Here is a 14585-nt window from a genome sequence, read left to right as displayed (position 1 = left end):
AGGAGAGCGACATGCGCCCAACACGCCAGCCGGGTATGCCAAACCCACGATTGCCGCTGCCGGAAGGAGAAGAGGATCTCATCGCTTTCCAGCGCTGGTTGGAGGCCGCCATTCCCATGGTGGCAGCGCTTGGTATTACCCGTATGAGCCAAGCCAACGGTGCACTCACGTGGCAACTGGCGCTGACGCCCAATCTCAACGACAAAGGCACTGGCTTCGGTGGGGCGCTGACCGCGCAAACCACGCTGCAAGGCTGGTGTTGGGTCACCCTGTGGCTTCGCCAGCAGGGCAGGGCGCAAGACGTGGTGGTCGCCGAGGCTAGCCAACGTTTTCTCGCCCCGGTCACGGGTGACTACCGCATGACCTGTGCCCCCAGCCATCCGGATGGCCCTGCAAAGCTTGCCGCCAAACTCAGCGAGAGAGGCAAGGGCAGTATCGAATTGACCCACCAGCTCTACTGCGGTGATGCGCTCTGTTTAGAAGCCACAGGCCGCTACGCCGTGCTGCCAAACGCCTAGTCAGGAAAAAGGCTTGCTATTTCACGGCTTAGACCATAGAATATGCGCCGTTCTGTTGAGAAAGGCAGCGCCTAACAGCAGAGCTGAAATGTGGAGAGGTGTCCGAGTGGTCGAAGGAGCACGCCTGGAAAGTGTGTAAGTCGAAAGGCTTCGAGGGTTCGAATCCCTCCCTCTCCGCCACAGAATTTAAAAAAGCCCGCTGAGCAATCAGCGGGCTTTTTTGTGCTTGAAATTTGGCTTGGCCGCTAGCCAAGCGACACGCCGTTGAGCGCTATTGCGTATGTGGGGCCAGGCCGATGAAGTTGCTTACTAGGCAGTGGTAAAGGTAATGCCCGTCGGTGCGACGGGCTTTCGAGCATTGTTTACTGGTTGGTTAGGGGAGCAGCGGCTTCCAAGTAAGCTGCGCCATTCGAGCTCACGCGCTCTTGATCCAGCGTTTCAGAGCCCAGGTGCAGCTCTTCCAGTGAGATTGCCATGGCGTCGACTTCTTGATCGATGCGTTGCAGTGCATTTTCAAGCGTGTACGTCAGCATGTGGATCTCACCCATTTGCTCGTCCGAGAGCGTCTCAGCGCTAAGGAGTTGGTTGAGACGTTGGTTCCCTTCTTGAATATTCTCAAGGGCTTGGGGGAGGTTCTCGGAGGGCGCGCCCTCAAAGTGATCCAGGCGGTCTTGGCTGTCTGCCAGCACCAGCCCGCTACTCATCAAGCCACCTACCATCACTAAGAAAAGTCGTTTCATTGAAAGCCTCGTCGGAGTGTTGCGGGATTATGTGAGCTTTTTATTTGAGCGCAAAAATAGTATTTTTGCAAATCTTAATGATATATATTCGTATTTGCGATCAAAGAATATCAAGAGTCCATCCCGGTTGCATGGCGAGCAAGCGGTGCACATGCCTGGACAATGGGTGTCCAGACGGTTCGTGATCCGTCTATACTCGGGATAAAGTCACCCCACCAGGCTGCCCATGTCCGTTGATTTGCAGGCGCTTTACCCCAAGCTGATTCACTTGATGCTCGATACTGTGTTCGTAGTCGATGCAGGGCATCGCATTCTATTCGTCAGCGATGCCTGCGAGTCGCTGCTGGGCTACCGCGCGGATGAACTGGTAGGCACACTGATTACTCGCTATATGCACCCAGAAGATTTGGCGGCCACCCAAGACTCCATCAAGCGGGTGATGAACGGGCAGCCCCATCTCGATTTTCGCAATCGCTACCTGCATAAAAGTGGAAGCGTGGTGCACGTGCTGTGGTCGGCGCGCTGGTCGGAGGAGGATCAAGTACGCATCGGGGTGGCTCGCAATGTGACCGCCCTGGTGCAAGCGGAAGACGATCTGCGGTTTCTTGCACACCACGACCCGTTGACCAAACTGACCAACCGGTCGCTGTTTTACGATCGTCTGGCGTCGGCGATAAGCGCTGCCAAGCGATATCGAACGCGTTTTGCGCTGCTCTTTTTGGATGTGAACGACTTCAAGCGCATCAACGATGTGCATGGTCATGCGGCAGGCGACGCCGTGCTATGTGAAATAGCGCGTCGTTTGAAAGAGTGCGTCCGGGAAACCGATACGGTGGCCCGTATGGGCGGCGATGAGTTCACAGTGCTGTTGACCGATATTCACTCTAAAGAGACCGCGATGGAAAAAGCGGCCCAGCTGCTCGATGCGTTAGTCACGAACGAAAAGAGCGGTACACCCAGTATCGGCATGCCGTCTTGCAGTGTAGGGGTGGCCATCTACCCTGAAGACGGCAAAAGTGCCGATGCGTTGCTTCACTATGCTGACGTCAACATGTATCGAATGAAGAGACAGCGCGGACGCTCGTCATCCGCCATGTTAAAACGGTAGGCCGCCGCTAACGCCAAAAACCGCCACGGCAACCACGACAACGACAACCACGATGGTAGTAGTAGATGGCATGCTCTCGTCCTTTGAGAAATGAGTGAGCTATTAGCCTAGACGCTAGTGGACGATTTCGCACATTGGGCTACCGCCCACAGCCTAGCGCTGCACCAAGAGCTGAAAAGTAGTCGCTAAACGCCCCGTTGATCTGCGCACGCTGTTCGCCTTGTGGGTACAGGCCGCGCTCGGCTTCAGGCGAAGTTTTGGTACCTTTGACCAAAAAGTGATTTGTGATGGCAGCGTCCTGCACGAAGGCTTCGAAAGCGCGGGCGCAAAGTTCTTCGGGTTTGCTGTAGTAAAGCTGTCCCAGCGCCTTGTCCATCGCGGCAGAGTGGCGAAATAGCGGGCTAGGCTGCTGGCCGTCCGATTGAAGCAAGATGGCCCGAAAGCAGGCGATCAATCGTTGGTTGAGAGGGTGGCGAATGGGCGTGGCATCGGCTAACCAAGCGGCGGATGCAAAGGCGTTGCGGGGGGCTGCCTGGAAGCACTTAGGCGCAATGTAGTGGTCGAAGGCGTGAAACCACTCATGGGCAATGCTGCCCGGTCCTGCGTTCTTGGCGAGTGCAAAGCTGCGCTGACTGGGGTCGTAGTGTGCCGATACCCCAGGGCGGCCTCCGGTGCCGTACTGTAGTGCCAGTGTGCCTCTCAGCGAAATCAACGTTTCCGTGCCCTGCAAGATCAGCATGAGGTCACAGAGTGCGTCGTGAAACAGCGCTGCGGCTCGGTCGCGCTCTTCGTTCGTCACCCAGCGGCCAATCTCGATGGAGCGGAAATCGAATTGGCGACGAATTGCGCCAAAGCTGCTGGCAGCGTCTGCGCGATGTCGCGGACCGTTACGAAAAAATGTGCGTTCGTGAAAGCTCACGTGTCACCTATGACGGTGGGAGTCATCGCGTTGGCTACATGGCGCCCATGAAAAAGCGCCCTCATAAATGAGGACGCTTTTTTAAGCACCAATGCTTCCAGTACCTAGCCTTCCATGGTCATCGCTTAGCTCTTCCTGAGCGTGCTCCTTCCTTGGCGTTACATGGCTCTTCCTGAGCATGCTCTTTCCATGAGCAGTGTCTTGCTGTTCCTTAGCGTTCATTCCCTTGTGACGCGGTATCCCTGCCGCGAACGTGTTCAACTATAGGTTAGGGATAAATAATGTACAAGATTAAATTGTATCTTTATTGTACTTGAATAGTACGTAAATGATGCTACGTGTTATCTATTGGCGCGAAAACATCGCGTTATCCGAGCGTTGGCACTGCTGGATTTTCTATACACGAGACGTGGAGGGGGCTTGTAACCCACCATGATCGCCCCAACGTAGGTGAAGCAACGCACCACGCTATCCCACTCTTCACTATTAGGAGCATCGAGATGAGCAAGCGTATTCTAGTGGTATTGACCTCGCACGATCAGCTCGGCGATACAGGCGAAAAAACCGGCTTTTGGCTGGAAGAGCTGGCAGCGCCTTACTACGTATTCAAGGATGCGGGAGCAGAAGTGACGCTTGCCTCACCCAAAGGTGGACAGCCGCCGCTGGACCCCAAAAGCGATGCGGAAGATAGCCAAACCGACGAAACCCGTCGCTTCCAGCAAGATGAGGTGGCGAAAGCCGAACTGGCGAACACTCACCGCCTGAGCGACATGAGCGCTGATGATTTCGACGCCGTGTTCTATCCCGGTGGTCACGGCCCCTTGTGGGATTTGGTGGATGACAAAGACTCCATCAAACTGATCGAAACCTTCATCGCTCAGGGTAAGCCGGTGGCATCCGTCTGCCACGCGCCTATCGTGCTGGTGAATGCCAAGGACAGCAATGGCGAACCGGTGGTGAAAGGCCGTCAAGTCACCGGGTTTACCAACGGTGAAGAAGAGGCGGTTGGCCTCACTAACGTGGTCCCACACTTGGTGGAAGATGCGTTGCAGAAGTGCGGCGGTATCTATAGCAAAGCCGATCTCTTCACTCCCTACGTACGTGAAGATGGCCAACTGATCACCGGCCAGAACCCGCCTTCCTCTGCACCCACGGCAGAAGCGCTGATGGCGTGGTTCACGCGCTAATCCATGGCGTGACAGCGAAAAAAGGCGGGCCGTTGAGCCCGCCTTTTTGATACCTGTGCGAGTGGCCGGTCAGATGCTAAAACCGATAGGTCAGCGATACGCCACCCAATCCTTGCCAGTCACTGCCCAGCTCATCCACGATGGGGCTATCCGACGCGTTGCCGGTGAGGACGGTCGTGCCTACGAAGCCCGTGGCGGTCCATTCCCGGGTGAGCGCGTAACTCAGAGAAGCATTGACACCTGCTCGCCAGTAGCCGCCATCCGGTGAGTAAGGAGCGATGCCGCTGCGTGCGCTATCTTGGGCAGAAACTCCAAAGAACGATTCGGTCCACTTTTCGTTGGAGTAGCTCACGCTGGGCGTCAGCGTGAAGAGCGCGCGCTCGCTCATGGGCAGTCGCAAGGCCGCCTCACCCGTGAAGTTAGCGCCTTCGACATCTCCCGTCACCGCCGTGCTGCCCGCGATGCTGTAGCGCCACATGCCCTGCTGGTAGCTGACGCGCAGGCCAAGGGTCGCGCCGCCATCCACTTTCTCGAAGCGGCTGATGTCGCCTTCGTTGTCTCGCCCGAAGGTGTAACCGATATATGGCGACACGGTCCAGTCACCTTGGCGGAGAGCGTGCCAAGCGATCCCGTCGCGCAGGTTGATGGAAACATCGTCACCGTACGTGAGGTTCAGCACCGGTAGCGGCTGCACGTCGTAATCATCGCTACCCAGATAGTCGGGGGCGTAGGCCGCACCGGCGCCCACGGTACCTTCCCAGCTATTAGCCAGGGCAGGGGTCGCCAGCATGACCCCGAAGGCTGCTGCGAGGTAAGGGGCCAAGCGCGTGGATGAAGCAGAGGCAGAAAACGTTGAGAGATTCATGGTCACGGGTATGTCCTCATGAGTAACAAACGTACGTGATGGTATGTTTTTCTCACTCGCCTGCGCAAGCGCGAGTGAGCGCGCCCGGCGATGACACGAAAAACTTTTTGCGTTTCATATCCCAGGTTAGATAACTGGGCCGTGATAGGGCGCACTGTGTGCACATAACGCAGGGATGGCGTTACAAGGAAGTGCAAGCAGGGAGTGCTTGCGGCGCACAAGGAAGCATGAACAGGACGTTCGTGACGTAAGATTAAGGAGGACCTGATGAAACCCCGGCCAGCGATGGCCGGGGTTTTTTTATGAGCCAGCAACGTACGGACTGTTGCTGTGGTCGCGGCCGTTGCAAAGGCCATTAACAGGCGTAGTGATAGAACAGAGTGCTGAGCTGGCTCATGGGTGCTGACACTGCCGTTTGGCAGCTTAAACAGCGCAGCAGCACGCTGTCTTTACCGGTGCCTTCCAACCGGAACCGATTGAGGTACGATGTTGTGGCGGATTCTGCATTGCCGCAGTGGCGGCACATGATATCCACACCGTGGACTTTCGAACTGATCATGATATGTCGCACGCTGACCTCCTACCGCTAGGGGGTGAATGGGTTCAGGCGTGGTAACGTCCGTGTAGAGAAGCATCACGAAGGATGCTCAAAAAGTATAGGTAGCGCTGACACAAAGCGCTATAAAAAGCATGCGCAGGCGTTTTTGGGCGAATGGCAGAAGGAAGTGTCAAAAAATTTAATAAAAGTGCGGTGTTTTCTATCTCACGTTAATGTCGTTGACACATATAAGGTTCATGGTGGGCAGTAACACAGGGAGGGTGTCAAGGAGTAAGAGCAAGCACGGAGCGCTTGTAAGACCAGGGATGCACGAACAGGACGTTCGTGAAGAAGGATTACGGAGGAGTCACTGCTACCCCGGCCATGTTTGGCCGGGGTTTTTTTATGCTGATTAAGCGGAGGCTTCTTCGTCGCTTCCGGGTTTGGCGCTGCCTTGGTGAGCCAGCGGGCTGGCTTGATCGAGACGCGGGTGATTATCCAAGAACGCCCGTTTGAGATTGGGCAGGGCATCCAGCGCTTGAATGGTGTGGTGCAGCGCGTGAATCGCTGCCAGCACGTCTTGGGTGTTACCGGTTTCCGAAATGGTGTGCATGTTGCGGATCGGGAACCCCATGGAGGTCGCTGCACTATCGATGGAGGCCAGGACGCCTGCCATGCCATCAGTGCCGGTATCCACACCCACGATGTCCCGCTGCATGGGAATGTCCTGCTCTTTAGCGGCGCTGGCGATGATGCGGTTGAGCTGCTCGCTGGCAATCGAACCCACCGATAGCGTAAAGCCTTTGCCCATTTCCAGCGGCTGCATGCGCTTGTCGCCAATGCCGGGTGCCGCTACGTAGTCGTGGTTCACGTCCACGCCAATCAGCGCATCGGGCTTTAGCTCACCGGCCAGCACGCGGCTGCCGAAGCGGCCAATCTCTTCGTAGCTGGCAATGGCAAACATGACCCGTACATTCTCGGTGCCGCCTGCTTCGGCGATCAGGCGCGCGACTTCAGCCGTCACAAAGCAGCCCAGGCCGTTATCTAAATACGCACCGTAGAACGTATTCGGGCTAAAGCCTTGGCGGATAGGGCGGTTGAAGATGATCGAGTCGCCCGGACGCACGCCCAGGTTCAGCACCTGCTGCTTCTTGTTCTCGCCATGAATCTGCAGGTCGAGGTAGATCTGCTCTTTCTTGATGCCTTTGCTGCCATCGCGCTGGGCAGGGTCGGAGAAGTGGATCGCACCTAGCGCTTCCACCGTGCCGCCCTCGATGCTGCGGTAGCTGCCGGGGGCGTCCGGGTCTTCGCTGAACAGCGTCACTTCATGACCGATCAACACGCCTGGCAGGAAAGAGTCGGTATTGATCCAGATTTTGCCGTCTTCACCAATCGAGCGAACCTGCATGCGGATTTTGTCCGCATGGCCGATGATCATCAGCTTGAACATATCATCACGGCCAGGGTGCGTATCCAGTACCACGCCCGCGTTGCCTTTGAACTGGTGCAAGTGCCAGTCGCTGGGGGCGAAGCGCTCGAAGTAGGGCTTCAGCACGCCGTAGGTCATCGCGCCTTCCAGGCCTACCGGGCTGGGGGCTGCCAAAATGTCGCGCATCAGTTTGAACTGCGCGTCGGGCATCGGTTGCGTCCAGGGTTTTGCAGTATCGCTCATGGTGCTTACTCGCTTATGAGGGTAGTGAACGTGAGAGTTAGTCTGCCAGATTCCGAGCGCTAATGCGCTGCTTCTCCATGCCACGTTTAGCCGATAGTACGGCACTGGTTTCCGCGTATGATGGAAGATAGCTGGCTACCTATTTAAGCCACACTACCACAACAAAAATAGTCACGACGAGGGAGTGTCCATGCCTACTAGAAGTGTTCAGGCCCAGCGCTTTAAAGTGCTGTTGGCGGGGGTATTTAGCCAAATTTTATGTATCGGCATTGCGCGGTTTGCCTATACGCCGCTACTGCCGGTGATGCAGCAGCAGAGCTGGATCAGTGATGCCGATGGCGGTTGGCTAGCAGCGTTGAATTACGCTGGCTATATGCTAGGAGCGGTGCTGGCGGCCTCTATTCGCACGATTTATTTGAAGGACACGCTGTTTCGCATTGGCTTAGTGCTGGCCGTATTAACCACCGCCGGTATGGCGCTAACCGAGCACTTTTGGGTATGGGCGGGGCTGCGCTTTTTGGCGGGGCTTTCTAGCAGCGGCTCGATGCTGTTGGCATCAGGGCTGATTTTGCACTGGCTGATTCAGCACCATCAGCGGGGCGAGCTGGGCATCCACTTTGCAGGCGTCGGCATTGGCATTGTGGTCGCGGCCTTAGCAGTAGAGCTAATGCTGGCGCTTTCAATGAGCTGGCAAGCGCAGTGGTGGGGCTTTAGCGCGTTGGGGGCGGTGCTGCTGGTGCCTGCCTGGTGCTGGTTACCGCGTCCGGTGAAACCGGTGGTAGGCAGCGCTGCCAGTCATCAAGCACCTGCAACGCCGCCTAGCCGCACCTTTATGCGTTTTATGCTGCCTGCCTACTTTTGTGCGGGCTATGGCTATGTGATCAGCGCAACGTTTTTGGTCGCGATTGTGGAGCGTGAACCGCTGCTGGCCGGAGCCGGAAACTGGGCCTTTGCGCTGGTGGGGCTGGCCGCAGCACCCGCCGTGATGCTGTGGGATTTAATCGCGCGGCGGATTGGTTACTTAGGCGCGCTGATTATGGCCATGATGGTGCAGGTAGTCGGCATTGTGCTGCCTGCGATCAGCCCAACGTTACCGGGCGTTTTGATTAGCGCAGTGCTCTACGGCGGCACGTTCCTGGGGTGCGTCAGTTTAGTGCTGACCATGGCGGGTAGGCTGTACCCCGCCAGCCCCGCCCGCTTGATGGGACAAATGACGTTGGCTTACGGCGCAGCGCAGATTGTGGCACCTGCGCTCACCGGCATGCTCGCGGAAGCCTCCGGCCATTACGATGTCGGCTTGTGGTTAGCGGGTGGCTTTGTGGGGTTGGGTGCCGTGCTGTTGGCGTGGCTGCGTCGCGTCGACCAAACCGCCCAGCGGCTAGATACCGAAGCCAAAGCCAGCTATGCCACGCCGTGATACGTGGGCATTCGCGGCAAAATCCACTAGGATAGGCGCTTTTTTCCGATAGGGTGGAAGGTCATGGCGTCTTCGGGACAACCTCGCATTCAGTGGCTGGGCCGCTGGGGCTTCATGCTGGCAGCCACAGGCTCAGCGGTAGGGCTCGGCAATATTTGGAAATTCCCTTACATCACCGGTGAATACGGTGGTGGGGCCTTCGTGCTGGTCTATTTGGCCTGTATCTTGGCGGTAGGTGTGCCGGTCATGATAACGGAAATTGCCTTTGGCCGCCGAGGGCGCGGTAGCCCCATCGACGCCATTCGCCGGGTGGTAAACGAGTCTGGCCGCTCGTCCGCTTGGTCGCTGTTGGGCTGGATGGCCATGCTGTGCGGCTTCATGATTTTGTCGTTCTACGTCGTGGTGGCGGGCTGGTCGTTCTCCTACTTGTGGAAAATGCTCTCCGGCGGTTTGGCAGGCACCAGCGTCGACGACATGGCGGCCGTGTTTGGGGCCAACAATGCCAACCCGCTGACGCTGGGGGGATGGAGCACGCTGGTCACGCTACTGACTATGGTCATCGTCGGCAAAGGCGTTCAAGAGGGCATCGAAAAAAACGTCAGTTGGATGATGCCTGGCCTCGTACTCATGCTGCTGCTGTTGATTGTGTTTGGCGTGTTTTCCGGCGGGTTTGGTGACGCGGTGCGCTTCCTGTTCTCCTTCAAGGCGGGCAGCCTCTCCAGCGAAGGGATGCTGGCGGCGCTGGGTCATGCGTTCTTTACGCTCTCGCTAGCGTCTGGAGCGATCCTGACCTATGGCAGCTACCTGCCCAAAGGCACCTCCATTGGCCGCACCACGCTCAGCGTCGCCGTGGCGGATACCGTGGTAGCACTCATGGCCGGGCTGGCGATCTTCCCGGTGATTTTTGCCAACGGCATGAACCCCGGCGAAGGCCCAGGGCTGATCTTCATGAGCTTGCCGCTGGCGTTCCAAGCAATGCCCATGGGGACGCTCTTCGGCGTGCTGTTCTTCTTGATGCTCTCCATGGCCGCGCTCACGTCGTCGATCTCCATGGTGGAAGCGACGGTCTCGTGGCTGTGCGATAACAAAGGCATGAGCCGTAAGTCGGCTGCTTGGGCCACCGGCATCGTACTGTGGCTGATCAGCACACTGGCGATGCTGTCGTTCAACCTGGGCGCCGACTGGACGATGGCAGGCAAGAACGTCTTTGACTGGCTGGATTACCTCACCTCCCGCTGGATGATGCCGCTGGGCGGTCTGGGCATGGTGCTGTTGGCGGGCTTCGTATTGAAAAGCGAGACGTTCCGCGACGAGCTGGGGCTAGCGCCGCTGCCCTATGCGCTGTGGTTGGCCATGGTGCGCTACGTCAGCCCGCTGGGCATTTTGGTGATCTTTGTCGATGCCTTGGGCCTGTATCAGGTCTCGTTTGCCGCCCATTGGCCGGTGCTGCTAGCGCTGCTGGTACTCATTGCCGTGATCGGTGAAGCCATTAGCCCGCGTCTTCGCCAAGCGCTTTCCGCCCGCTAAGCGCTGTTTTTCTCGCCTTGCCCTGGCGTCGGCAATCGCGCCAGGGTGAGTGCCGGCCTCCATTAACTCCTCCCAGCACGTGGTGTAACGCCTGGAGCGATGCGCGCAGCGCAGCTGCCAAGGCGCGTCGGCATCGGTCATGCCAAAGCGCAGCGTGCCTTGCCCCATCTTTTGGTTGATGGCGTCGACCGTCTTCATCAGCTGCGGGTGCGCCTTGGTCGTGGGCTGCAGCAAAGAGAGCTGGTACTGCTGCGCATCCACCAAGTCCAGCAGCATCACGCCGGCTTTCATGAATGTGTAGCCGGGGCGATACATCTGATCGAGCCCTTCACGCACGGCTTCTAGAATGAGGCGGGTATCGTCAGTGGGCGCAGCGAGGGGAATCATCGCGCTGGGCGAGAGCTGCGGCTGATCTTTGCGGTGGCGATTGGTGTTTAAAAACAGCATCACCGCGCGGGCCAGACTGCCTTGCTGGCGCAATTTTTCGGCACTTCGCTGGGCGTGACGGCGTAGGGCGGCGTGCAGCTCCTCTTTCACGCCGGTGGATTGGCCGAACGAGCGGGAGGTCATGATGCGCTGGCGGGGCTGCTCCACGGCGTTCATCTCTAGGCAGGGCGTACCGCGTAGCTCCAGCGCGGTGCGTGCCAGTACCACAGAAAAGCGTTTGCGCAGCTGCTTGGGGTCGCACTCGCGCAGATCCCAGGCAGTGCGAATGCCACTGACCGCTAGCCGCTCCGCCAAGCGCCGACCGACGCCCCATACCTCGCTAACGGCCAGTTGTCTCAGCACTACCTGCGTGGTAAGGCTCTCGCCGTGAAGCAAGCACACTCCCTCGTAATGCGGCTGCTTTTTGGCCACGTGGTTGGCAAGCTTGGCTAGCGTGTGTGTCGGCGCAAGGCCTACGCACACGGGCAGCCCTAAATGGCGACGAATACGGCGGCGCAGTGCTGCACCGATGGCTTGGCACTGGGCGTCGTCGAAGCCATCCAGGTAAATGAACATCTCGTCGATGGAGTAGGGGGCAACCTCGGGGCAGGCATCGCGCAGCAGTTGGGCAAGTCTCGCCGACATATCGCCATACAGCTCGTAGTTGGAAGAAAGCAGATGAATCGCCCCACGGCGGCGTAGCCCCTCTAACTGGTACGCGGGCGTGCCCATGGCGATCTCCATGGCTTTCATCTCCTCCGAGCGGGCAATCACACAGCCGTCGTTATTCGACATCACGCCAACCGGCTTGCCTTCTAGCGCGGGGTTGAACACCCGCTCGCAGGAGACATAGAAGTTATTGGCATCCACTAACCCGATCATGGCAAGTACTCGTGAATGACGGCGCGCACCACGCCCCATAGCTGGCAGTCGGTGCCTTCTAGCGGCAGCGGCGGATAGTGGGGGTGGGCAGAGCAGAGGTGGGGCGTGCCGCGATACAGCGCGTAGCGCTTGATCAGCACTTCCTCGTCGAACATGGCCACGAGGATATGCCCTAAGCGGGGCGTCACGCTGCGGTCGACGACCAGTAAATCGCCTTCGAAGATTCCCCAGCCCTCCATGCTGTCGCCGGTGGCGGTGAGGTAAAACGTTTGGGTGGGGTGTTTGATCAGCCGCGCATTGAGATCGAGGGTGCGCGGCTCGTAATCTTGGGCGGGGGAGGGAAAGCCGCTAATGCCGGCGCGGCCCGTTTGGGGAGGAAACGGCAGCGGCTGAGACGTTAACGGCAAGGCTGTCGCAACGGGGGCGAGTTGAGACGGCATCGTCGGTATCCTCAAGAATAAATAGTGTGTTTATATACAGTATATATAAACAGTATTTATTCACGAGGCAAAAATTGCAAGCACTGCCCTTAGCGAGCCAGCCACAGCCCCACGACCAAAGCACTGATGACTGTAATAAAGAACACAAGGTTGCGAACGCGGGTATCGCGGCGAGGTTTCATGGCAATCTCCATCAAAAAATGAACGGCGTCGTGGCCCATGGCCGCGTAAAAGCAGCACAAGCGCTGCGCCGAGCATGGTAACGTTTGAGCCACAACGTTTGCACCGCAATGTTTGCATCGTAATGTTCACATTTAGGCGCATCATCAGACGCGCCAGATTTTCGCAGTGAGACCCATTGTTATGAACGACGCTTCCCGAGTAGGCGCGGCGCCTCAGCCGCTTTCGTTGGCCGGGGGGCGGTTGGCGGCATTGAGCTGGGGGCAGTACGACGCACCCACCTGGCTGGCGCTGCATGGTTGGCTGGATAACGCCGCCAGCTTTACACGCTTGGCCCCACGCTTGGTGAGCGCGCTGGGCATTCGCATCGTGGCGATCGATTTTCGAGGCCACGGGCACTCCGCTCATGCCCCGACTGGCAGCGACTACGCGCTTTGGGACTACACCCACGATGTGCTGGATGCTATGGATGCCCTAGGCCTCGAGCAGACCACGCTGCTGGCGCACTCCATGGGCGCGGCGGTCTCTTGCTTGGTCGCGGCCGCGCTGCCGGAAAAAGTAGCGCGACTGATTCTGCTGGACGGGTTGGGCGCGCTCAATACGTCGGCAGAAGAGACGGCCAGCCAACTGCGTAAAGGCATCATCGCTCACCGGCGCTCCTCGTCTCGCACACCGCGCTACCCCGACCTGGAAAGCGCCATTGCGGCCCGGGTGGCGGGCGGCGTTACGCCGTTGGATAGCATCACCGCCACGCCGCTGGTCGAGCGTAATACTCAAGCCACGGCCGATGGCAAAGTGCAAATGCGTACCGACAGCCGCCTGCTCAAGCCCTCTCTGGTGCGCTTTACACCGCCGCAAGTGCTAGCGGTACTGAGCGAGATTCGCGCACCGGTGCTATTGATAGAAGGAGAGCAGGGCATTTTGGGCGAGCGTGCCTGGGCAGCCCAGGCGCGGCAGGCGGTGCCGCAGCTCACTCGGCACGTGCTGACTGGCGGCCACCATTTGCATTTGGAGCCGCAGGCCGTCGAGCGCGTGGCCGAGGTGATTTGCCGGGAAGGCCACACGGCCAGTTAACGTTGGAACACAAGAACGACGTGTGCGTATGAGACACCATGCCAAAAAGGAGGGGCAGAACGTGGTTAGCCAGTTGACGGGGAGAGCGTTGGGGAGCGGTCGTAAAGTGGCCCTGGTGCTGGGGAGCGGCGGTGCAAGAGGGTACGCCCATATCGGTGTGATTGAAGCGCTGGAGGCCCGAGGCTTCGAGATCATTTCGATTGCCGGGTGCTCCATGGGTGCGCTGATCGGTGGCATTTATGCCTCGGGCAAGCTGCCGGAGTACCGCGAGTGGGTGTGCAACCTCGACTACTTGGACGTGCTAAAGCTGGTCGACGTGACCTGGAGCCCCATGGGGGCGATGCGCGCCAATAAAGTGATGAGCAAATTGGAAGAGTTGGTGGGCGACCGGCTGATCGAAGATCTGCCCATCCCAGTGACCACCGTGGCGACGGACTTGGTGCGCCAACGCGAAGTCTGGTTTCAAAACGGCCCGCTGCTGCGAGCCATTCGCGCCTCGATTGCCGTGCCTGGGGTGATTACGCCGGTCCACATCGGCGAGCAGGTGCTGGTGGATGGCGGGCTGCTCAACCCGCTCCCCATGATGCCGATTCTCGCCGCCCACGAGGCGGATTTCGTGGTTGCCGTGAACGTTACCGCCCACAGCCCGCAGCCCGTAACGCTGGACGAGCTGCTGCCCCAAGAGGGGGGCGATGACGACCGCACCGCCTTGGAGCGGGACCGCGACGCCAACATAGGCGGCTGGATGGATGAAGTACGCGCCACGACCCGGCGGCTTTGGGGCGGCCTGGGCGGCGGCGGTGACGACAGCGACGACGATGAGACGGTGGATCTGCGCGGTAAGCGCGAGTGGGGCAAGCTGGATATGATTCTGGAGTCGTTCGATATCACCCAGGCGGCGCTGGCGAAGTACAAAGTGGCGGGCTACCCGCCTGACGTACTGATCGAAATTCCCAAAACGGTGTGCAGTACCTACGAGTTTCACCGCGCCAACGAGCTGATTCGGTTAGGCCGCCACCTAGCCGACGAAGCGTTGGAGCGACGCATGCCGAGCATCGCCTCGGATGCAGCTGAGTAGTCGTGACGAGGGCG

Annotated in this window: 14 protein-coding genes and 1 tRNA gene; 8 read left to right on the top strand and 7 right to left on the bottom strand. The window is 58.7% G+C overall.

Going from position 1 to position 14585, the window contains the following annotated elements; all coding sequences use genetic code 11:
- Positions 1 to 11: 11 nt before the first annotated feature.
- Complete coding sequence (locus QIT27_RS00780) at positions 12 to 518, top strand: YiiD C-terminal domain-containing protein (RefSeq protein WP_285262601.1); 507 nt, start codon at positions 12 to 14, stop codon at positions 516 to 518.
- A gap of 92 nt (positions 519 to 610) precedes the next feature.
- A tRNA-Ser gene (locus tag QIT27_RS00775) sits at positions 611 to 698 on the top strand.
- 182 nt (positions 699 to 880) lie between these two features.
- On the opposite strand, the gene QIT27_RS00770 is transcribed toward QIT27_RS00775, so the two are convergent.
- Positions 881 to 1258, bottom strand: a complete 378-nt coding sequence (locus tag QIT27_RS00770; protein WP_285262600.1) for a DUF6746 family protein — start codon at positions 1256 to 1258, stop codon at positions 881 to 883.
- A 226-nt stretch (positions 1259 to 1484) separates the two neighbouring features.
- Here QIT27_RS00770 and QIT27_RS00765 point away from each other — a divergent pair, with 226 nt between their 5' ends.
- Positions 1485 to 2366 (top strand): GGDEF domain-containing protein, encoded by an 882-nt coding sequence (locus tag QIT27_RS00765; RefSeq protein ID WP_159341625.1) that lies wholly within the window; start codon positions 1485 to 1487, stop codon positions 2364 to 2366.
- A 139-nt stretch (positions 2367 to 2505) separates the two neighbouring features.
- On the opposite strand, the gene QIT27_RS00760 is transcribed toward QIT27_RS00765, so the two are convergent.
- Positions 2506 to 3285, bottom strand: a complete 780-nt coding sequence (locus QIT27_RS00760) for a CLCA_X family protein (protein ID WP_285262599.1) — start codon at positions 3283 to 3285, stop codon at positions 2506 to 2508.
- A gap of 500 nt (positions 3286 to 3785) precedes the next feature.
- Between QIT27_RS00760 and QIT27_RS00755 the strand changes: the two genes are divergently transcribed.
- Entirely contained in the window at positions 3786 to 4472 is a 687-nt protein-coding gene (locus QIT27_RS00755; protein ID WP_159341627.1) for a type 1 glutamine amidotransferase domain-containing protein, read from the top strand.
- A 76-nt stretch (positions 4473 to 4548) separates the two neighbouring features.
- Here QIT27_RS00755 and QIT27_RS00750 read toward each other — a convergent pair whose 3' ends face one another.
- The 3 genes from QIT27_RS00750 to QIT27_RS00740 all read right to left on the bottom strand — a co-directional run bounded on the left by QIT27_RS00750 (position 4549) and on the right by QIT27_RS00740 (position 7547).
- Positions 4549 to 5337, bottom strand: coding sequence for a MipA/OmpV family protein (locus QIT27_RS00750; protein WP_159343719.1), 789 nt, complete (start codon positions 5335 to 5337; stop codon positions 4549 to 4551).
- Positions 5338 to 5692: 355 nt separating this feature from the next.
- Positions 5693 to 5908 (bottom strand): hypothetical protein, encoded by a 216-nt coding sequence (locus tag QIT27_RS00745; protein WP_285262598.1) that lies wholly within the window; start codon positions 5906 to 5908, stop codon positions 5693 to 5695.
- A gap of 379 nt (positions 5909 to 6287) precedes the next feature.
- Positions 6288 to 7547, bottom strand: a complete 1260-nt coding sequence (locus QIT27_RS00740) for a M20/M25/M40 family metallo-hydrolase (protein WP_285262597.1) — start codon at positions 7545 to 7547, stop codon at positions 6288 to 6290.
- 190 nt (positions 7548 to 7737) lie between these two features.
- Here QIT27_RS00740 and QIT27_RS00735 point away from each other — a divergent pair, with 190 nt between their 5' ends.
- Both QIT27_RS00735 and QIT27_RS00730 read left to right on the top strand, forming a co-directional pair.
- On the top strand, positions 7738 to 8964 hold the full coding sequence (locus QIT27_RS00735) for a YbfB/YjiJ family MFS transporter (protein ID WP_285262596.1): 1227 nt from the start codon (positions 7738 to 7740) through the stop codon (positions 8962 to 8964).
- Positions 8965 to 9027: 63 nt separating this feature from the next.
- Positions 9028 to 10491 (top strand): sodium-dependent transporter, encoded by a 1464-nt coding sequence (locus tag QIT27_RS00730; protein ID WP_285262595.1) that lies wholly within the window; start codon positions 9028 to 9030, stop codon positions 10489 to 10491.
- Here the strand turns inward: QIT27_RS00730 and QIT27_RS00725 are convergent.
- Positions 10414 to 11799, bottom strand: coding sequence for a Y-family DNA polymerase (locus QIT27_RS00725; RefSeq protein WP_253017210.1), 1386 nt, complete (start codon positions 11797 to 11799; stop codon positions 10414 to 10416). The genes QIT27_RS00730 and QIT27_RS00725 overlap by 78 nt on opposite strands.
- Complete coding sequence (locus QIT27_RS00720) at positions 11796 to 12239, bottom strand: LexA family protein (protein WP_159341633.1); 444 nt, start codon at positions 12237 to 12239, stop codon at positions 11796 to 11798. Before QIT27_RS00720 ends, QIT27_RS00725 begins: the two co-directional genes overlap by 4 nt.
- Before the next feature lie 363 nt (positions 12240 to 12602).
- Between QIT27_RS00720 and QIT27_RS00715 the strand changes: the two genes are divergently transcribed.
- Both QIT27_RS00715 and QIT27_RS00710 read left to right on the top strand, forming a co-directional pair.
- Complete coding sequence (locus QIT27_RS00715) at positions 12603 to 13493, top strand: alpha/beta fold hydrolase (protein WP_285262594.1); 891 nt, start codon at positions 12603 to 12605, stop codon at positions 13491 to 13493.
- A gap of 28 nt (positions 13494 to 13521) precedes the next feature.
- The gene (locus QIT27_RS00710) at positions 13522 to 14571 is read left to right on the top strand and encodes a patatin-like phospholipase family protein (RefSeq protein ID WP_159341635.1); all 1050 of its coding nucleotides are present in this window, start codon (positions 13522 to 13524) and stop codon (positions 14569 to 14571) included.
- Positions 14572 to 14585 lie beyond the last annotated feature (14 nt).

This window comes from Halomonas sp. LC1, assembly GCF_030247125.1.
Classification (GTDB): Bacteria; Pseudomonadota; Gammaproteobacteria; order Pseudomonadales; family Halomonadaceae; genus Vreelandella.
This window is presented reverse-complemented; position numbering and strand designations above follow the sequence as displayed.